This is a genomic window from Amycolatopsis anabasis (genome assembly GCF_009765355.1).
GTDB lineage: Bacteria > Actinomycetota > Actinomycetes > Mycobacteriales > Pseudonocardiaceae > Amycolatopsis > Amycolatopsis anabasis.
Genome location: NZ_VTHK01000031.1, coordinates 97465 through 116292 on the forward strand (window position 1 = coordinate 97465; position 18828 = coordinate 116292).

Annotated in this window: 18 protein-coding genes and 4 pseudogenes; 8 read left to right on the forward strand and 14 right to left on the reverse strand. The window is 67.0% G+C overall.

Annotated elements, in window-relative coordinates; all coding sequences use genetic code 11:
• Nucleotides 1-173: 173 nt before the first annotated feature.
• Together FXO23_RS33060 and FXO23_RS52745 are read right to left on the reverse strand one after the other, a co-directional pair.
• Nucleotides 174-764, reverse strand: a pseudogene (locus FXO23_RS33060) (MmyB family transcriptional regulator); the annotation flags it as partial.
• 15 nt (nucleotides 765-779) lie between these two features.
• On the reverse strand, nucleotides 780-1508 hold the full coding sequence (locus tag FXO23_RS52745; protein WP_158889530.1) for a class I SAM-dependent methyltransferase: 729 nt from the start codon (nucleotides 1506-1508) through the stop codon (nucleotides 780-782).
• Between the two features lie 414 nt (nucleotides 1509-1922).
• Between FXO23_RS52745 and FXO23_RS33070 the strand changes: the two genes are divergently transcribed.
• Nucleotides 1923-2300 carry a hypothetical protein gene (locus FXO23_RS33070; RefSeq protein ID WP_158889532.1) on the forward strand — a complete coding sequence of 126 codons (378 nt, stop codon included), beginning with the start codon at nucleotides 1923-1925 and terminating at the stop codon, nucleotides 2298-2300.
• Between the two features lie 520 nt (nucleotides 2301-2820).
• Here the strand turns inward: FXO23_RS33070 and FXO23_RS33075 are convergent.
• Together FXO23_RS33075 and FXO23_RS33080 are read right to left on the reverse strand one after the other, a co-directional pair.
• A complete protein-coding gene (locus tag FXO23_RS33075) occupies nucleotides 2821-3234 on the reverse strand; it encodes a PPOX class F420-dependent oxidoreductase (RefSeq protein ID WP_158889534.1) in 414 nt (137 codons plus the stop codon).
• Nucleotides 3231-4067, reverse strand: a complete 837-nt coding sequence (locus FXO23_RS33080; RefSeq protein WP_158889536.1) for an SDR family NAD(P)-dependent oxidoreductase — start codon at nucleotides 4065-4067, stop codon at nucleotides 3231-3233. The genes FXO23_RS33075 and FXO23_RS33080 overlap by 4 nt, the downstream gene beginning before the upstream one ends.
• 57 nt (nucleotides 4068-4124) lie before the next feature.
• On the opposite strand from FXO23_RS33080, the gene FXO23_RS33085 reads away from it, so the two are divergent.
• Nucleotides 4125-4757 carry a TetR/AcrR family transcriptional regulator gene (locus FXO23_RS33085; RefSeq protein ID WP_246258173.1) on the forward strand — a complete coding sequence of 211 codons (633 nt, stop codon included), beginning with the start codon at nucleotides 4125-4127 and terminating at the stop codon, nucleotides 4755-4757.
• 79 nt (nucleotides 4758-4836) lie between these two features.
• On the opposite strand, the pseudogene FXO23_RS33090 reads toward FXO23_RS33085, so the two are convergent.
• Nucleotides 4837-5156, reverse strand: a pseudogene (locus FXO23_RS33090) (gluconokinase); the annotation flags it as partial.
• Between the two features lie 267 nt (nucleotides 5157-5423).
• Here FXO23_RS33090 and FXO23_RS33095 point away from each other — a divergent pair.
• Nucleotides 5424-5639, forward strand: a pseudogene (locus FXO23_RS33095) (HAD-IIA family hydrolase); the annotation flags it as partial.
• A gap of 306 nt (nucleotides 5640-5945) precedes the next feature.
• Here FXO23_RS33095 and FXO23_RS33100 read toward each other — a convergent pair.
• The 3 genes from FXO23_RS33100 to FXO23_RS33110 all read right to left on the reverse strand — a co-directional run bounded on the left by FXO23_RS33100 (nucleotide 5946) and on the right by FXO23_RS33110 (nucleotide 8544).
• Nucleotides 5946-6992 (reverse strand): NAD(P)-dependent alcohol dehydrogenase, encoded by a 1047-nt coding sequence (locus FXO23_RS33100; RefSeq protein ID WP_158889538.1) that lies wholly within the window; start codon nucleotides 6990-6992, stop codon nucleotides 5946-5948.
• Between the two features lie 316 nt (nucleotides 6993-7308).
• Nucleotides 7309-8061, reverse strand: coding sequence for a hypothetical protein (locus tag FXO23_RS33105; RefSeq protein ID WP_158889540.1), 753 nt, complete (start codon nucleotides 8059-8061; stop codon nucleotides 7309-7311).
• Nucleotides 8062-8118: 57 nt separating this feature from the next.
• Nucleotides 8119-8544: a winged helix-turn-helix transcriptional regulator gene (locus tag FXO23_RS33110; RefSeq protein ID WP_158889542.1), complete on the reverse strand. Its 426-nt coding sequence runs from the start codon at nucleotides 8542-8544 to the stop codon at nucleotides 8119-8121.
• Nucleotides 8545-8636: 92 nt separating this feature from the next.
• On the opposite strand from FXO23_RS33110, the gene FXO23_RS33115 reads away from it, so the two are divergent.
• Nucleotides 8637-9278: an NADPH-dependent F420 reductase gene (locus FXO23_RS33115; RefSeq protein WP_158889544.1), complete on the forward strand. Its 642-nt coding sequence runs from the start codon at nucleotides 8637-8639 to the stop codon at nucleotides 9276-9278.
• Between the two features lie 124 nt (nucleotides 9279-9402).
• Here FXO23_RS33115 and FXO23_RS33120 read toward each other — a convergent pair whose 3' ends face one another.
• A complete protein-coding gene (locus FXO23_RS33120; RefSeq protein ID WP_218952214.1) occupies nucleotides 9403-9840 on the reverse strand; it encodes a WhiB family transcriptional regulator in 438 nt (145 codons plus the stop codon).
• Nucleotides 9841-10071: 231 nt separating this feature from the next.
• Between FXO23_RS33120 and FXO23_RS33125 the strand changes: the two genes are divergently transcribed.
• On the forward strand, nucleotides 10072-11262 hold the full coding sequence (locus tag FXO23_RS33125; RefSeq protein WP_158889548.1) for a YncE family protein: 1191 nt from the start codon (nucleotides 10072-10074) through the stop codon (nucleotides 11260-11262).
• A gap of 1022 nt (nucleotides 11263-12284) precedes the next feature.
• Here FXO23_RS33125 and FXO23_RS33130 read toward each other — a convergent pair.
• The gene (locus tag FXO23_RS33130; protein WP_158889550.1) at nucleotides 12285-12734 is read right to left on the reverse strand and encodes a VOC family protein; all 450 of its coding nucleotides are present in this window, start codon (nucleotides 12732-12734) and stop codon (nucleotides 12285-12287) included.
• Nucleotides 12735-12869: 135 nt separating this feature from the next.
• Nucleotides 12870-13829 (reverse strand): quinone oxidoreductase family protein, encoded by a 960-nt coding sequence (locus FXO23_RS33135; RefSeq protein ID WP_158889552.1) that lies wholly within the window; start codon nucleotides 13827-13829, stop codon nucleotides 12870-12872.
• A 144-nt stretch (nucleotides 13830-13973) separates the two neighbouring features.
• Between FXO23_RS33135 and FXO23_RS33140 the strand changes: the two genes are divergently transcribed.
• Nucleotides 13974-14594, forward strand: a complete 621-nt coding sequence (locus FXO23_RS33140; protein ID WP_246258174.1) for a TetR/AcrR family transcriptional regulator — start codon at nucleotides 13974-13976, stop codon at nucleotides 14592-14594.
• Nucleotides 14595-14785: 191 nt separating this feature from the next.
• On the opposite strand, the gene FXO23_RS33145 is transcribed toward FXO23_RS33140, so the two are convergent.
• Complete coding sequence (locus FXO23_RS33145; protein WP_158889556.1) at nucleotides 14786-15385, reverse strand: TetR/AcrR family transcriptional regulator; 600 nt, start codon at nucleotides 15383-15385, stop codon at nucleotides 14786-14788.
• Nucleotides 15386-15431: 46 nt separating this feature from the next.
• Between FXO23_RS33145 and FXO23_RS33150 the strand changes: the two genes are divergently transcribed.
• Together FXO23_RS33150 and FXO23_RS33155 are read left to right on the forward strand one after the other, a co-directional pair.
• Nucleotides 15432-16175 (forward strand): SDR family NAD(P)-dependent oxidoreductase, encoded by a 744-nt coding sequence (locus FXO23_RS33150; protein ID WP_158889558.1) that lies wholly within the window; start codon nucleotides 15432-15434, stop codon nucleotides 16173-16175.
• Nucleotides 16163-16891 carry an SDR family NAD(P)-dependent oxidoreductase gene (locus FXO23_RS33155; protein WP_158889560.1) on the forward strand — a complete coding sequence of 243 codons (729 nt, stop codon included), beginning with the start codon at nucleotides 16163-16165 and terminating at the stop codon, nucleotides 16889-16891. Before FXO23_RS33150 ends, FXO23_RS33155 begins: the two co-directional genes overlap by 13 nt.
• A 384-nt stretch (nucleotides 16892-17275) precedes the next feature.
• Here FXO23_RS33155 and FXO23_RS33160 read toward each other — a convergent pair.
• Together FXO23_RS33160 and FXO23_RS33165 are read right to left on the reverse strand one after the other, a co-directional pair.
• A pseudogene (locus FXO23_RS33160) lies at nucleotides 17276-18395 on the reverse strand (epoxide hydrolase family protein).
• Between the two features lie 224 nt (nucleotides 18396-18619).
• Nucleotides 18620-18828, reverse strand: a 209-nt coding sequence (locus FXO23_RS33165) for a hypothetical protein (protein ID WP_218952220.1), incomplete at its 5' end; no start/stop codon positions are given.

Genomic DNA, 18828 nt, shown 5'->3' on the forward strand with positions numbered 1-18828 from the left:
AGCCGCCCAACCTGGCAAGCTGAACCCCCTGCGGTGGTGGACGTGCTTCCCACCGCTCTGGCCCAAGTTTTGTGATCCGGTCACTGTGCGTAGCAGAGGCCGGTGAAGATCACGGTGGCTTTGCCTCGTGATCGACGTGGGTCCGACGCTCTCGCCGATCGTTCAGCGCTGACTCAGCTGAGTGCTTGAATCTCGGTCGCTGGCCTCTCCTGGCTAGCCGCCCACGACGCCAATAGGGCTAGACCGTCCGCGGTCGCCGTGCCGGCGGGCGCGGTGTAGACGTTCAGGAGCAGCCCGGGTTCGGCAGGCAGATCCATCGACTCGACGTCCAGGTCGAGCCGGCCCACTACCGGATGGTGCACACGCTTGCGTCCGGACCGGTGGAGCCGAACGTCCTGAGATGCCCACCGCTGCCGAAACAGTTCACTGCTTGTTGCTAATTCACCGACTAGGGCGATCAGCTCCTCGTCGTGCGGATTGCGGCCGGCTTCCATGCGTAGCTTCGCGGCCACATCGCAGGCGATTCGGTCATAGTCGACGAAGAACGTTTTTGCCGCTTCGGGATCCAGATACACGAACCGCGCGGTGTTCGCCGGCCGTCGCGTGTCGGCCAGCACCGGTGGATACAGCGCGCGGGCAAGTTGATTCATGGCCAGCACGTCATAACGGCCGTTGCAAATCCAAGCCGGCGCATCGGTGATGGCGTTGAGCACCTGCTGAAGCGCCGGACGCACCGTCGCGGCGGGTCGCCGGCGGCGTGGACCGTCTGCGATGGGTGATCAGGTTCTGCGGGCGACCGTGATGATCTCCCGGCTGGTGTTCGTGATGGGTCCCCGGTGCCAATCGCCGTACTGGTCCTCGATGGTGAACCCGGCCTCGGTCAGAAATCTCGCCAGTGTCGGAACGTCGAGGAAGCGCAGGCTTGCCCGGTCGACGCGGAGGACCGTGCCGTCGCGCTCGGTGGTGGTCTCGGTGAGCGTGATGACGCCGGCGGCGACGGACTCCACGTCGTGCCACATGCGTAGTTTGCGCCCTGTGGCGTCTTCGACGTCAAAGGCGTTCGATGGATTCCAGTCATCCCACGCGTGGGCCTGCGGGTGGCGGGTGCCGAAGACGAAGCGACCCCCATCGCGCAGAGCGGTGCGGATCGCGGTCAGGGAGGCGCGCAGTTCGTCGTCGGTAACCAGGCACTGGAAGGCGTTGCTGGTCATCGTGGCCAGGTCGAACTCTTCGCGCCAACCAGCGTCGGCGGCGACTCCGTGGACCCACTCGATGTCGGTGCGGCGCCGGGCTCGGTCCAACATGCTCGGATCCGGGTCAAGCCCAACCAGACGGCCGGTGTGGCCAAGGTCGCGGGCGTGGTGCAGCATGCTCCCGGTGCCGCAACCCAGATCCAGCACGGCATCGGCCGCCATGACGTGCTCGGTACAGAAGACGACCTCGGGTCGAGCGGAGTCCCACGGGTTCATCAGGTCGTACAGAGCTGCCACATCAGCACTGGAGAACACCGCAGCAGTGTCCAGGATCCACCGGCCATAGCCAACCGAATTTGCCTACGCAGACCCGGGCCCGGGGACAACTCCCCAGACCCTGGCAGTGTCGGAAGGCCGCGGCCGGGAGCGTGAGAACTTCACGATCTCGCGAATGGAGGGACTCTGACGGCAGTTCTGGAAAACTCGCAACAGTTGAATTCGCGATGCCATCAGTACCGATTTGTCGTCCTGATGTACGGCGACTTCTGCCACGTCCTGAAGCCGCAGTAGCCGCCGACCCGCATACCCACAAGTCGCCGAAGGCGATCCGGCTGGGCTCTCCGCGGCGAAAACCCTGACTGCCTGGGACCTCACCGCATCCGGTGAATTCTGAGGGACACTCGGACGGGTACTTCTCCGAAGCGGGTTCTCGTGCGCAGGGTGGAGACCGTGGTCGAGGACAACAACATGGCCAGCTTCGATCGGGTTTCGGCGAAAGCGCTGGCCGAGGTTGTTGAGGAACTGCTTCCGCCGGGGCAGATGGATCCGGCTGGGCCGGAAGTTCTGCAAGCGGCGGTGGTCCTGTTGACCCGGATGGCCCGGGATCACCATGGTGACGAGCTCGGCGTTGCCGCCGACCGGGTGCGCAACCTGGTGCAGCTCGGCGTGCCCGAGACCGTGGCCCACCAAGCCAAGGACGCGCTCAGGCGAGTCCATGCGACGCGTGAGACGCACCACCGGGCGGCCAGCGTCGCTCTCATCATCGCCCGCCCGCCTCGGCAGCGCACGCTCCAGCGCACCCCTTCGCCGCATCGACCGGTGTCGTAAATTTCTGCCCGTCCGGGGGAACCGGGCCCCGTTGGCGGCGTACTAACACGACAGAATCGACCGTTACCAGCATGTGCGACAGTACGCGGACACCATTGCCGCGGCGCCGGCATCGACGTCCTATGTGGAACGATTTTTCGAATACCTGAACTGGCTCCACAACAGCCAAACCTGCCCGGTTGGGCGGCAACGATGCTGTGAAGCACAGCCTGCACCGCAGGTCGGTCAGACACCCCTTGGTCAAGCGACGGTCCCGATCCGGATCACCTGCGTGAATGCTTCACCACAGCGATTTCGACCCGCCCCGCCCGTTGGCTCTTTCCGCAGCTCGACGGTCGCAGAATCGTCGCCATCACCGACGACGGCCACGTCGTTGCCCTCAGATGGGGCTGTAACAGTCGAAGCGGCTGGGTACCGTTAAACGTCAGTGAACCGCTTACTCGCAGTGCCCACTTCTCGGCAGTTGAGTGTGCTTACGCGGCATGTGTGGACGTCGGCTGTTGTGTGCCCGTGTGGTGGGTCATAGCCGGCCGACGATTCGGTGCGGGGTGAGCCTGGCGGCGATGATGTCTCGGGGGTCGTGTCCGGCTTCGGGTGTTTGCTTGATGTGCTGGGCGTAGGGCACACCGATGTATTTCTTGGATAGTTCGTCCCGCAGTTGGAACCGGCCCTCGGTCTCGAGCACTACGGCCCCGTGCAGGACCGCGTAGGTGTAGGGCGCGTCGGGTGGGCTGACCAGGACGCTGATTCGCGGGTCGCGGCGGATGTTGCGTTCCTTGCGGCTGCCGACGGCCATCATGAATCGCACGTCCTGGCGGTCCCGCAGGATCCACACCACCGACTGCTGAGTGCTGCCGTCGGGCTGGATCGTCGCGACGGTGGCGAACACCGGCGAGTCAAGGAGTTCCTGCAGCTTCTCCTGGGACACCGTCACTTTTCCCCCTGCAACAATTCCATGGTGATGTCGTACAGCCGCCGCGCCGCGGCCGGGTCGAAGGCGTCCCTGGTCAGCGGAAGCGAACTGCCCTGGGCCCAGGCACTGACCGGTGCCACGGGTGGGTCGTCCAGCAGCCGGGCGATCGGCTGAATCGCCTCCGCGACCGGGGCGCCCGTGCTCCGCAGCTGGTCGATTACGGCGGCTGTGCGCGGGTCGTAGGTCCCGGAGAAGCTGGTCGCGACCACCCCCGGATGCACCAGCACGTACCGCGTTCTCGCCATGGGATGGCGCATGCCCCAGCCGACGGCGAGCAGGTCGTTGAGCCGACCCCCGTGGGACAGTGCGGCCGTCAGGGTGTAGCCCCTGGCCAGGTTGAGGTCGTCCCACCGTGGGTCGCCGCGGGTCTCGCCGGGCCCGGACACGTTCGCGACGACCGGGTGGGGCGCGGCGTCCAGCAGGTCGGCCAACTCGTGGCTGAGCAGGAACCGGCTCAGGTAGTACAGGGCGAAGGTCAGCTCGAAGCCCTCGGCGGTGACCTGCCGGTGCGAGCTGACATGCCGCGCGCCCAACACCAGCGCGTCCACCCGGTCGAACCGCTCCCGCACCGCCGCTATCGCCGCCCTGGCCCCGGCGACCAGGCTCAGATCGGCGGTGATGACATGCGCCCGGCCAGCGGCGCCCACCATGTCGGCTTCGGCGAGGAACGAATCACCTTTCGCGGTGTTCCGGCCGATGATCGCGACCTGCTCGCCGCGGCGCAGGTACGCCAGCCCCAGCGCCCGCCCGATCCCGTCCGTGCCTCCCGAAACCACCAGCGTTCTTGAACTCATGGGTTCATTCTATTGAACTGAGTGGTAGACCAACAGGGCAAGGTTAGGATCATCGCTGTGAGCACAGCAGGGGTGGATACCGCCCGGTCACGGGGACGGATTGACAAGCGGCAGGCCATCCTGGTCGCCGCGTTCACCGTGTTCGCCCGCGAGGGCTACGCGCAGGCATGCGTGCAGGCGATTGCCGCTGAGGCCGGGGTCGCCAAGCCCACCGTCTACAACCACCTCAACGACAAGGCCACCCTGTTCCGCCACGCCGTGACCGCCGCCGCCGACCGCGTGCACGCCGCGGGGGTGGCCGTGGTGACGCGACTCGCCGACACCGGCCACCTGCGTGACACCGCCATCCACCTGCTGCGCATGCACGCGGCCCCCGAATCCATTGCGCTGCGCCGACTGCTCCACACCGAACTGTCCCGGCACCCCGAACTGCTGGCCGCCCTGGACTGTGCCAACCAGGTCCAGCACGCGCTGGCTGACCGATTCGCCCGCCTTTCCCTCGCCGGGCACCTCAGCACCGAGAACCCGGACCTGGCCGCCGAGCAATTCCTCGCCCTGCTCACCGGCCCGTGGGACGCCCGATCCCGACTGGGCACCCGGCCTATCCCCGACCAAGAACTGCAAGCAATCGCCGACGCCGCAACACACACCTTCCTGGCCACGTACGGAACCGGACATCCCCTGGAATAGGCGAAGCCACCCCTTCGGCATCATGCTAAGGAAACACCCACCGCCACACACGACGACCGCGTCACGCTCCAACAAGCTCAATGAGTTCACGACTTCCGCTCAGATGCAGAAACCAGACCGGCCCCCGCGCCGGAGTACATCTCGATATCTCCGCTTGAGCGCGGAGGAAGCCACAATTCCTCCGCCTTCCTGATACGCGCGGATCCAGTCCGTGATCGCGTGCAGCCACGGCCAGCGGTCCTCGTCCGTCAGCGGAATTCCGGCACTCATTTTCGCAATGTTGACCTTTGAATGAAATTCGTCCGCTTCGGCGTATTTCACTCCGAGTTCCGCGGCGAGTGCGGTGCCGACCGTGGTCTTGCCCAACCCGGCCGCACCCGATACCACGACAACGGTCACTGCGCCCCCTTTGCCTTCCGTCATGCTTTCCATCGAAATTAGCCGCCAGACACGGAGTCGGTGGAGTGGTACTTCTCACCCCGGCCGACAGAACGACAATTCGAAGCTCTTTCACATCTACTAGAGCGTAGACTTCACTCGCCAAACAACCGGCAGAACAGTTTTCCGGTCGCATTCAGACAATCCAGTTACGTCTTTCGGTGAAGCACCTCACGCCCGGCTGCCAATTTCACTTTCCAGAAACACGCCGCCGACAGGATCGAACACATGTGGACCTACCTGACGGATATGGACGGGGTGCTGGTGCACGAGGAGCACCTGGTGCCCGGCGCCGACGAGTTCCTCGCCGAACTGCGCGCCAACGACATCCGGTTCCTGGTGCTGACCAACAACTCGATCTACACCCCGCGCGACCTGCGGGCCCGGCTCGGCCGCACCGGGCTGGACGTGCCCGAGGACGCGATCTGGACCTCCGCGCTTGCCAGGAACCCCCGTGTGAAACCAAAACCACCCCGCACGCGACAAGGTCACCGCCCTTGCGTCCGCGCAACAGGCGATCACCTGTCCGCCGACACCGAGCCCGCCCATCTGATGTACGCGGTCACCGTCTTGGCGGCCTGCCGGTTCGACGTCGCCCAAGTAATCCGCATGCTCACCACCGGCAACGATAACGACCACAAGCAGGCCCGACGGGACGCCCTCGTCCGAACCGCAGGACGGCAGAACGCTCCGCGGACCCGACTCGCGACGAATGTCATCCGCCCGCCCTGTTGCCGATGACTGGTCGGCCTACTGGGCGAAGGTCGCGGTGTCGATCACGAACCGGTAGCGGACGTCGCTGTCGAGGACCCGATCGTATGCCTCGTTGATCTGGTCCACCGCGATGGTCTCGATGTCCGCACTGATTCCGTGTCGCGCGCAGAACTCGAGCATCTCCTGCGTCTGGCGGATTCCGCCGATGTTGGTGCCGGCGACGCTTCGCCGCATCGCGGCCGCCGAGAACATGCGGAACGACACCGGCTCCTCCGGCAACCCGACGAACACCAGCGACCCGTCCAGCCGTACCAGCCCCAGATAGGCGTCCACATCCAGGGTGGCCGACACCGTGCACAGGATCAGGTCGAACGATCGCGCCAGGGTGGTGAACGTTCGCGGGTCGCTGGTGGCGTGGTAGTGATCGGCGCCCATCCGCATCGCGTCGTCCTTCTTGCGCAGGCTCTGGCTCAGCACCGTCACCTCCGCGCCCAGCGCGTGCGCGATCTTCACGCCCAGGTGGCCCAGGCCGCCCATCCCGACGATCGCCACCCGGCTTCCCGGACCGATGTTCCAGTGCCGCAGCGGTGAGTACATCGTGATTCCCGCGCACAGCAGCGGGGCGGCGGCGTCCAGGGCGATCTGATCGGGGATCCGCAACACGTAGTTCTCGTCCACCACCACGTGCGTGCTGTAGCCACCGTAGGTCGGCTCCCCGTCGCGTCCGATCGCGTTGTAGGTGGGGGTCATCCCGTTCAGGCAGTACTGCTCCTCCCCCGCCCGGCAGTGTGCGCACTCGCGGCAGGAATCCACGAACACGCCCACGCCGACCCGATCCCCCACCGCGTATCGGGTCACCGCAGCGCCGATCTCGGCGACCACACCCGCGATCTCGTGTCCGGGCACCATCGGGAAGACCCCACTGCCCCATTCCTCGCGCGCCTGGTGGATATCCGAGTGGCAGATTCCGCTGTACTTGATCTCGATCAGCACGTCGTGGTCGCCCACCGGCCGCCGCGTGATGGTGGTCGGTTCCAGCGGCGCCTTCGCCGCCGGAGCGGCATACGCGGCAACAGTTCTCATCGGACGGTCTCCTTCTGTTCGCTCAACAGGGGTCGTAGTTGTTCACCGATCCATTCCGGCAGCGCCCGGCTGGCCGGATCCAGGCCGTTGTGATGCGGTCGGCGAACCGCTGCGTGGCCGCCGCACTCGCCCCGGGCTGGTGTGCCCGGGCCGGATAGGTAGCGCGGACGGGCTGCTGGAAATGTTCACGAGGAAAGTGCTGGAAACGCGGTTGAACGATCTGATTTCGCCGGTGATACCCAGGCACCAGATCGGCCTACCCGTGTCCGCGCTTTCTTCCGTTTGACATTCCGACGACCTCAGTCCCCTGGTGCCATTACTTCCCACACATCCACGAAACCATATCGTCGTTGACATTATCACCCACATAAGAGGACTGCGAGTTCTCAGGCTCCCGCCACAAATAGTCATCTTGGTCAACGTCAACAACATCATATGTATAGATTGTCTTGTCAATGTCGGTAGCCACCCACGAGCTGGTCTTGTGTTCGAATCCCCAGTTGTAGGCGTTGTCCGAGCAGGTCTCGAAGAACTGAAGCCTGCGCCCCTGGAAATCCCGGTCGGTGTAGAAGCAGTAGGCGTCCTTGATGCCCTCTCCGGACTGGCAGCCGTGCACATCCCGTGGGCCGGCGGTGTTCAGCCATTCGGCTCCCGCGGCACGCAAGGCATCTGGCCGCACGTTCCGGCCGAGACCTGCGGGGGCATATTCCTGACCGGGATCGGGGAAGGACATCACCACGTTCCCACCTCGCCACACGATCACATTGTCACTGACCTGTGTGCCCCCGGGGACGGCCGCCAACTGGGCCGCGATCTCACTCGCCGGGCCCGCGCCAGCCGAGGGGCTGGCGGATGCTACACCGGTGGTCGCTGCGACCGCCGCGCTCGCGAGCAAAGCCATCCGCATGATTTGTGTGCGCACTTGCCTGCATCCTGTTCTCTCCGTGGTTCGGACGTTCCAGGCGTAGAGTGCCCAGCCCTGCTTCCGACCGGCTTCGAGTTGTGTTCCGATGCGCTTCCGTGGTTCGGGACGCAGTGTGCGGCAAGACCGGCGGATCGCCTCGGTCACCACTGTCTCGTCACCGGCGACGTGGTGGCCGACCAAGCTCATGACCATCCCGATCCGTCATTCAGCGGACTGTGCAGCACCGATGGCTGCCGGTACGGTCGCGCGCTCCTGGGCCTCCAGTAACTCGTCGCCGTGCTCGAGTATCCATCGTCCTAGCTCGCGCATCGGTCCATTGACGAGGCTCGTACCCAGCGGGCTCAGGCGGTATTCGACGCGTGGCGGCGCGGCGGGATAGCTGTGGCGTTCGACCAGGCCGTTGGCGAGTAGCCGACGCAGGGTCTCGGTCAGCACCTTGTCGCTGAGACCGCCGACCGCCTCAAGCAGCTCAGAACGGCGCCGCGGCCCGGTTCGCAGGCCGACGAGCACGACCGGGTCCCAGGTGTGGGTGAACAGTTCCGTCGCCGCACGCAGGCGGCAGTCAACGAGCAACTCATCGCAGGAGCCGCGTCGGTCCACGGTGCGGTCGGAATTCGTCGATGCCATGGTCGCGCGTCCGTTTCCTACCGATCGGTGCGTCTCGGATTCCTACGGTAGCTGTAACTCTCGGCAGTCCACGATCAAGTGAGGAGCCAACCATGCGTATCGGGATTCTGGGCACCGGCGCCTTGGCCATCGCGTTGGGCGGGGCATGGACCCGCGCCGGGCACGAGGTGTTGGTGGGCGGCCGCTCACCAGACAAAGCCGCGGCCGCGGCCGCGCGGATGGGTGGACCAGCCCAGGCGGTAGCTCCGGCCGAGGCGGTTATCGAGCGGGACGCCGTGCTGGTCGCTGTGTCCTGGCCGGGGTTGCCGGGCATCCTTCGCGCCGCCGGGGCGGCGGATGGTTCGCTGGCCGGCACGCCGTTGATCGACCCTACCAACGCCGTCGAGCATGGCGTCGGCGAGTTGCTCACCCGGGATGGCCGCGCGGCAGCCGAACATATCGCCGACTGGGCGCCGGGTTCGCAGGTGGTCAAGGCGTTTCACCTGTTCGCCGCCGATCAATGGAGCGAGAGCCGGAAGCCGGTGACGGTGGTGCTGGCTGGTGACCATGATGCCGCGCTCCGCACCACTGCCGACCTTGTCCGCGACGTGGGCGCGCAGGCTGCGGTGCTCGGGTCACTGAGCCGTGCCCGTCAGCTCGAGGAAGTCGCCGGATTCGTCATAGGACTCGCGTTTTCCGGCGTCGATCCGACCTCCGCGATCCCCCGAGTGCCGACACCCGCTACCACGGCTTGAGAGTGTCGGCGCCCGGTAGCCGCCCGCGACGTCGAGCACTCCGCTCATCGCGGCGAACACGGCATCGCCCTCGTCTGCAACGCCCATCAGACGAATGTTCACGGTCACGCGGTTCCGTCATTTCCTATGCGGCGACCGCGAGCCGGGGCGGCGCGCTGGTCGTGTCGTCGATCGGGGTTGCACTTCGGCATGGCGGCAGCCCGGGCAGCAGGAGTTGCTCGGGGCCGGGCCTGCAGTCTGGGCATCCGCGGCCGTGCTTGACGTAGCGGGCGAGGGTGCCGTCGTCGGGCATCATCGTGGGCACCGGGTATCCGAACTCCAGCGCGACCGTTTTGGGTTCGGCGCGGTTGAGGCCACTCCAGATTTCCCACGGTTCGCCACGTTCGAGCGCGGAGAGCGCGCACTGGAGCCGGACCGGGCATCCGGCGCAGATCAGTCTGACCGCGTAGTGCGCGGGTTCGCCGGGTTTGCTGTCGTGCCAGGCGTTCCGGATCTCGGGGAAGTTGTTGCAGGCATCGAGGTCGTGCCTCGCGGGTAGCCACGGCAGGTCGGTCACGTTCACGTGGTCACTACCGCTACTGGGACGGCCGCCTTGCGGCACGCCGGGCCGCGACCGCAATTGGCTGACCTGGCGAGAGGCATTGGTAGATCTACGTATGTCCACGCGTATTTCCGATCTGCGCAAAAGTCAGATTCGGCCGGAAAATTCCCATAGCGCCGGTTCGCAGTACTTCTTCGTCGGGAAATAGGTAATCTCGCGGACGTATTCGAGACGATCGGATCGGAGATAACCGTGAACAGCGCAATTCACCGCCAGCGGCGGTCGTTCGGGGCCGCGGTCGTGCTCGCGGCGGTCGCGTTGGTCGCCGCTTGCGGTCCCGCGGCCGCCATCGCACCGGCCACCGGGGCCGGGAAGTCCGCGCCGGGGTGTCAGACCACCGCGCCGCCGCCACAGGCGACGCTCAACAACGTGCGCGCCGCGAGCCTGACCGTTCCCGCCGCCCCGTTCGGGCTGGCCTACGCCCGATCGGGTCGTACGGCGTTCGTCGCATTGCGGACCGAACTCGGGGTGCTGGCCACAGACACTTTCCCACCTCGGCTGGTGCGCACGATCCCGCTCCCCGCGGAGAGCCTGGGCAAAAGCGGCGCCACCGGACTTGCCTTGACCCACAACGGCAGCAGTCTGCTCGTCGCCACGGGGCGAGGAGCGATCGTGCTGGACGCGGCCAAAGCCGAGGTCGGCATGCCAGGGGCGGTGCTGGGCACGCTGACCGGCACGGTCGGGACCAGCGCGATCGCGGTGACCGTTTCCCCCGACGACCGGTTTGTCTTCGTCAGCCAGGAATACGGGAATGCCCAGACCGGTGGCCGCGGTGCCATCGAAGTCTTCGATCTGCGCACGGCACTGGGCGGTGGGTTCGGCCCCGGGACCGTCGTCGGCAGCGTCGCGCTCGGCAAGGCGGTGGTCGGCTCCGCGATTTCCTCCGACGGCCGCTGGCTGTACGCGACCAGCCAGCTCACCCCTGACGGGACCGGCGGGCAGGGACAACTCGGCGTCCTCGATCTCACCAAGCTGGAAACCAATCCCAGCGGGGCATTGCTGCGCAACGTGCCCGCCGGTTGCAACCCAGTGCGGGTCGCGCCCGCCCCCGATGGGAAGACGGTGTGGGTCACCGCGCGGGGGAGCAACGCCCTGCTCACCTCGGTCCAGGTCGGCAGCGCCCCGGTCGGGCTGACCTTCACCCGGGACGGCGCCCGGATCGTCACCGCCGACTCCAACCGGTTCGACACCCCGGGCGCGACCACCGGCCTGACCGTGGTGGACACGCGCGCGGCCCTGGCTGGGAAACCGGCCAACCTCGGACGCATCCCCACCGGCACGCTCCCCCGCGAGTTGGCCCCCAGCCCGGACGGAACCACCCTCCTCGCCACCAACTTCGGTTCCCGCCAAATCCAGGCTCTCGACACCACCACCCTGCCCTGACATCCAGAGGGAGACGACGATCCCAGCAATCGCGAACCCGGCCCAGGTATAGAACCGCCCGTGCTGGCGCCGCTGGCCTGGCGATCAGCAGATCCGCCAGGCCGACCAGCTCTTCGTCGGAGAGCGCACTCTTCCAGCCTGTACCGCCACTTCCGCAACCGCACCGAGCTGATGCTCGCAATCGTGGACCACGTGCTGGTCCAAACCATGCACGACTACCAGCGGCAGGGGACCTGGCGCGAGCGACTCCTCGACCTGACCAGCGCTCATGGGACGCCTACGCCGCGCTGCCACAACTGGCCAAGGACACCAGCCACTACCCAGGCAGCGGACCCGGCAGCCAACTGGTGATCGAGGAAACCCTGCAGGGCCTCTCAGCGACGCCGGAGTCCCCGAGGAACTCATCCCCGAGTGGTACCACCGGCTGGTGACCCTGTCCGTGTCCCTCATCTCCGCGCACGCAGCCAGCCAATCCTCCGGCCCGGCCGAGCAAAAGCGAAGACTGGAAACCTTCCGAGTCATCACACTGGGCGCCGACCCAGCAGACTATCCCGGGCTGGCTCACTACAGTCGCCGCATCCAACCCATCGGTTTCACCCGCGAGAGCTTCCTCGCCACAATGAAACCGATACTGGACACGGTACCGGCAACGCCAAGAACGAAACGGTACCTAGCGCTGCGGCCCAGACGTCCGACGCGACGGACGTCCAACGCGAGAACCAGAAGTCTCCGACCCGCCAGCCGTGCCCGTAGAGCCTTCCTCAAACCGAGGCGCACCGACGTCGGCATGACAGCGTGCTCGGCAAGGGCTTCTGGTGGCGATTGAGGCACACTCGGCGTGTGACTCTAGACGATGAAGGATTGTCGGTCCCGCGTGCGATGATGAATCGGTGATCGTCGTTTTCGATGCCGAGCTGTGGATATGGGATGCTCGCCGCTCCGACAGTTGGTTCTTTGACTACCAGCGAAGAGCCGAGCCCGTATTACGCGAAACTCCCGGTCAGCGGCATGAGCGCGCGTTGTTAGACGAATCCCCACTCCAAGGGGTTGGGATTCATGTACTGCTCGCCCGCCGGGGAGACCTCGAACAGCTCGACAATGTAGCCGCCCGGCATCTCGAATCGGCCCTGGTAGCCGATGGGAACGGGTGTCTTTCCCTGGAGCACTGTCATCCCCGCGGCCTCGGCCGCCTTGAAGGTGGCCTCCATGTCATCGGTCTTGTAGATGACTTTCGTCTTGGCGAGGTATTCCGGGAACCCGTCGAGTGAGTCGGTGATGACTGCGGAGATGTTGCCCAGCTCCGACGTGATGCCGACGACCTGCAGGTTGTTCAACCGCGGAATCCTGAACACGTACTCAAGGCGTGCGCTGAAGTTATGCAGGTAGCTCCGGACGAAATCCGGACCGTGGGCCACCTTCACAAAAACACGGATATACGGCTCGCCTGTCAGAGTCTTCGACAGATCAGACATGAACTTGCTCCTGCTCCAGCCCGAAGGCGAACGTCCACCCATGCCGTGTTCGGCTGCACGCCGACGATCACGCTTGACCATAGCCAGGCTCCGCTCGCCGCCGGCGCCGGGCCATCGGGCCGGGCGGCGTATGTGTCACAGGAGGATGACGGTGCGCTCGCCGGGTGCGTCCTGGTGGGCCCAGGCCGCCTCGACCTGCTCGAGCGGGAAGGGGTGCGGGCGCACGGCCATGCCGCCCGCGGCGATCGCGGCGACGAGCTCGGTGAACTCCCGCTGCATGACGTCCATGGGGACCGCTCCGATGCCGCTGCCCAGGACGCGGAATGCGTTGGAGCGCATGGCGTGTCCGGACAGCGTGATGGTGTCTCCGCCCATGCCGCCGATCTGCACCCAGTCGAGCAGGCGGGTGTGCTGGGTACGTGCCTCGAGGACGGCGCGCATGGCGAGTTCGGTGGGAGGTCCCCATACATAGTCGAGGACCACGTCGACCTCTGCGGCGGCCTCGGCGAGCGCGGCCGCGGTGGCGTCCTGGTCGGGGGTGAGTTGGACGATGTCGGCCGCGCCTTCGGTGGTGAGTTCGTCGAGGCGGGCGCGGTTGCGTCCGGCGGCGATCACGCGCTCGGCTCCGAGATGCTTGGCGACCTTGACGGCCATCGATCCGGCGTTGCCGGTCGCGCCATGCACCAGGACCGATTGCCCGGCCTGGAAGGGCACCCGGGTGCGCAGCGCGGCCCACGAGGACAAGGCCGGGTTCATGGTGGCGACCAGGAGTGCGGGGTCGGTTCCGTCCGGGACGGGGATGGCGGTGGCCGGGTCGATGGCGATGCGCTCGGCCAGGGAGCCCGCGCCCATCGGCATGACGAAGGCGAGGCTGCCGTCGGCCCGGCGGATTACGGCGTCGGCGCCGGCCAGGGCAGGCAGCGTCTTGGGGCTGGTGTAGTGCTTGCCCGCGGCGATTCCCTTGGTGGCACGGTGCACGCCGACGGCGAGGACGTCCACCATTTCCTGGCCGGGGGCAGCCTCGGGGGCAGGGATGGAGCGGAAGTGCGGCGGCTCGTCGAATGACTCCACGAGCGCGGCATTGATCATGGACATGCGCGTTTCCCTTGCTTGACGCACGGCACCGTTAAGATACTGATCGGTTTCTTAACGCGTCGAGTGTACGGCTGCAGGTTAAGATACGCAAGCGGATCCAATCGCATGGCGAAATGCCATGAAAATCGACATACGGGGGTACCGGTGAGTGAGCGGCGCAGAGAACGCACCCCCACCCGGCGTAGGGGCGCCGCCCTGGAGAACGCGATAACCGATGCCGCCTGGGACATACTCGTCGAGCACGGCTACAACGGCTTCACCTACGAGGCCATCGCAGCACGCGCCGGAACCAGCAAACCGGTGCTCTACCGGCGCTGGCCGCAGCGCGAGGACCTCCTCATCGCCACGCTCGCCCCTCACTGGCGTCCACTCGACGTTCCTGACACCGGCTGCCTGCGCCAGGACGCCCTCACCCTCCTGCGTACGGTCAACGCCGAGCGGGCCCGCACGGTGATACTTCTGCGCATCCAGCTGGCGGATCACTTCCGCGAGACCGGCACCACCTTCAAAGACCTGCGCAGCCGCCTCCACCCCACGGACCAACAGCCCCCCTTCGCGACGCTTGTCGACCGCGCCGTCAAACGTGGCGAGCTTACGGATGTACCGCGACCCGATCGCGTGGTGAACCTGCCCTTCGACCTGGTGCGCCACGACATGCTGATGGCCATGGGTGCGGTACCGGACGAGACGATCGTCGAGATCGTGGACACGGTATGGCTACCACTGCTCGGCCTGCCACTCCACGGCACGCAAGCAGGACCCTGAGCTGCCGCGATGACGTTCCGCCGCAACTTCCGAACCCTCAGGGGCTCCGCCCTGGGTGCCGAACCGAGGGGGAACCCTCACAGCACCACGACCGAGCAGGCGGCTGCCACCGCCGTGCCACGCCCCGGCGCCGGACACGCCGAGTCCTGGCCACACTGGCGGATGCGCGGCGGAGGGAGACGGCGACTGCGTCACTCTGCGACGGTGGCGGGTTCTCCGGGTAGTTCAGGGCCGGAATGTGCAGTTCCGGTAAGAAGAACGGCGAGCACCCGGTCTCGCTGGACCGCGCCAGCGTGGAGGTCCAGACAGTTCTGTGTTGTCCCCGCCGCGGCGGCCGCGAGGAACGGTACGTCGGCCCACGACAGGTCCGGGCGCACAGCGCCCGCCCGCTGTGCGCGTTCGGTCGCCCGGCGAATGAGATCGCGCAACCGTTCGCGCGCCATGTCGGCCTCGGGACTTCCGCCCTGCGCGACCAAGGCGTCCGACAGGCCCTTGTTTTCCACCTGGGACAACGTGAACGCCCGCAGCAGCCCGGCGAAACCCCGGCCTGGATCGGGATCCTCAAGCACGGCCCGCGCCTTGTCCTCGAGTTCGCCGATAACCTCCAGCAGGATCGTCTCGAGCAACGCCTGTCGTGATGGGAAGCGCCGGTAGAACGTGCCCGGTCCGACACCGGCCCGCTTGACGATCTCGTTGGTCGACACCTCAAGTCCGACTTCCGCGACGGCTTTTCGCGCCGCCGCGACCAGTGCTTCCTCGCTTCGCCGGGCGTCCGCCCGCAGTCCTGTCATATCCCCCACGCTAGACGGAGAAGTGTTCTCCGCCTAACGTGGGGGCATGAGAAGACGAGTTTGGCTGCTCACCGGCGCGTCAGGCGGCCTGGGCTCGACACTGGCGCGGTTAGCCTCGGCAGCCGGGGACGAAGTGGTCGCTATCGGCCGGAAATCCGTCGACATCACCGACCCTGCACAGGTCCGGTGGGCTGTCGCCGAGGCCGCCGCCACCTTCGGCCGGATCGACGTCGTGGTGAACAACGCCGGTTATGCGGCGGCCGGCGCCTTCGAGGAGCTGTCCGACGCGGCGCTGCGCGAACAGTTCGAGGTCAACTTCTTCGCGGCCGCCGACGTCCTGCGGGCGACGCTGCCGTACCTGCGGGCCGCTCGCTCTGGCCACATCGTGCAGATCAGCTCGCTGGCCGGTCAGATCGGTGCCCCTGGCATGAGCGCGTACACGGCAAGCAAACACGCGCTCGAAGGGTTGTCGGTGTCGCTCGCCGAGGAACTGGCCCCGTTCGGTATCCGGGTCAGCATCGTCGAACCGGGCGCCATCAACACTGGCTTTCGTCGGAGCTGGGCCGAACGCGAGCGTCCCGGGACGATCGCCGACTACGACGGGCTGGACCGTATCGGGCGCGACGCCCGTCGACCGACCGAACCGGAGGAGGTGGCCGCCGCGATCCTCGCGCTGGTCGACCTGCCGGAACCACCATTGCGGCTGCCCGTCGGCAGCGATGCCGCCGCCGGAATCCGCGCCGCCCGTACCCGCCAGCTGGCCGACTTGGAGACCCGATGGACCGCCTGACCGGAAAGACCGCGTTGATCACCGGCGGCAGCGAGGGAATTGGCCTTGCCATCGCTACCGCGTTCGCGCGGGAAGGGGCAAACCTCGTGCTGCTCGCCCGCGACAAGCGCAAGCTCGGCGCCCTGACACTGCCCAACACGCGCACCGTTGCCGTCGACCTCAACGACGAGGACGCACTCATCGCCGCTGTCGACCCCCTGGACGTCGACGTGCTCGTGAACAACGTCGGTCTCTCACACATGCCGCCGCTGGCCGAACTCACCAAGCCCCAGTTCGACGCGATGGTGCACCTCAACCTGCGCGTGCCGGTCGTGCTGACCCAGTTGTTGCACGAGCGGCTGACCGCGATCGTGAACATCTCCAGCTACTGGGCGGACAAGATGGTCGCCGGGCGCCCGTCCTCGGTCTATTCGGCCACCCGCGGCGCGCTCAACTCGCTCACCAAGGCACTGGCCAACGAGCTCGGTCCGCACATCCGGGTCAACGCCATCGCACCCGGCTCAATCCGCACTCCGACGTTCGAACGCGCCTACCTCGCGCAGATGACCTCGGACCAGCGCGCGGATTACGAGCACTACGTGCACGACGCGTATCCGGCCCAGCGGATCGGCGAACCCGAGGACGTGGCCGAAGCCGCCGTTTACCTCGCCTCAGACGACGCCCGCTGGGTGACCGGCACAGTGCTGCACGTCGACGGCGGATTGACGGTCAGATAGGACCCACGCGACGACACCATCCGGATGGACCGGTCTCAACCTCAACGCCGCCACCAACGAAGCCCCCGAAACCGGCCCCTGGCAATACAACCCGATCTTGAACTCCTCCACGACACGGACCCACGGCTGGCCACCTTGGGACGGCAGCCCGTGCTGCCGATGTACTTCCGGCCGACCTATCACCAGAAGCGGCGCCTCACAGACCTGCTCTCCACCGCCCCCGGACTCCGAAACGGCGTCGGCCACCTCGCACCGGAAGCGGTGGCGCATCCGGAACCGGCCGCCGACCACGTGACAACCCGCTTCTCGCCCCACGAACCCTCGCCCGAGCAGACAGCACCTGCTCAGCCAGGCTGACGGGCTTCCCAGGGGTGGCACGGACAGTCAGCGGAACAGGCGGAAGAACCCGCGCACCTGCTTGACCAGCGACTCCGGCTGCTCCAGGGCGGCGAAGTGGCCGCCTCGCGGCAGCTCCTCGAACCAGCGCAGGTCGGTGAACCGCAGCTCGGCCTCCCGCCGCGACGGGCGGGTTATGTCGCGTGGGTAGACCGACAGCCCGGACGGCGCGGTCACCTTGTCCCGGAAGTGGGCGAAGCTCTCCCAGTACAGGCGCGCCGACGACGTGGCCGACGCGGTGAACCAATAGACCGAGATCTCGTCAAGGATCGTCTGCCGCGACAACGCGTCCTCGGGATGGCCGTCGTTGTCCGTCCACGCCCAGAACTTCTCGGCGATCCAGGCGGCCTGCCCCGCCGGGGAGTCGGTGAGGCCGTAGCCGAGCGTCTGCGGCCGGGTCGCCTGGATCGCCGAGTACCCCCGGCCGGTGCGCTGGAACTCCTTCTCGGCCGCGAGATTCGCCCGCTCCGCGGGCGTCGGGTCGTCGAACGTGCCCGCCGCCACGGATCCCAGGTTCAGGTGCACGCCGGCGACCCGCTCGGGCGCCACCTCGCCCAGCGCGCCGGACACCGCAGAACCCCAGTCCCCGCCCTGCGCGCCGTACCGCTGGTAACCCAGCGAAACCATCAACGTGTCCCAGGCGCGCGCGATGCGCGTGACCCCCACCCGGTCGTCGACGGCTTGTCACTCCAGCCGTACCCGGGCAACGACGGCGCGACCACGTGGAACGCGTCCGCCGGATCCCCGCCGTGCGCGCGCGGATCGGTCAGCGGGCCGAGGACCTCCAGGAACTCCAGCACCGAACCGGCCACCCGTGCGTGAGCACGAGCGGGAACGCGTCCGGCTCCGGCGAGCGGACATGCAGGAAGTGAACGCCCAGCCCGTCAATCGTGTCGCGGTACTGCGGGAAGGCGTTCAGCCGCTCGGCGAACCCGAAGTCGTAGTCCTCGGCCCAGCTGCGGCACAGCTCCCGCGCATACGCCAGCGGCAACCCCTGCGACCAGTCGTCCACCGGCTCGCGCTCGGGCCACCGCGTCCGTCGCAACCGTTCACGCAGATCCGCGATCTCGGCTTCGGTGATGCTGACCCTGAATGGCTCAGCGGCCACGGCAGGCTCCCTTCCTCGGTAAAGGCGTTATCGGATCAGATGCAGGTGGACCGTCGTCGCGGACTCCCACGCGTGGCGTCGGGTTCGGGGCGGCGGTAGGGCGCCGGGTCAGGCTGAGGACGAGTCCGGCCAGGGGGAGTGCCGCGAGCACGGCGAGGGCCACCGGCACCGGCACGATGCCGGACAGACCCGCGACAGCGGCACCCAAAACACCCGCCAACCCGTCACGGAACCGTCCCTCCCGACCTGCGCCAACACGCACATCTAATAGGGAAATGCAGCGCGTGCAGCACCGCCGGGGCGCTCACCTGCTCCAGCGGATTCGGCTCCGGCGCCAGCTCCGGGTTCGCCTCGACCAGCCCGCGCAGCTCGTCCTCGATCGCGTCGTACTCGGCGTCCGCCACCAGCGGCGAGCCCCGGTAGTAGGCGTCCC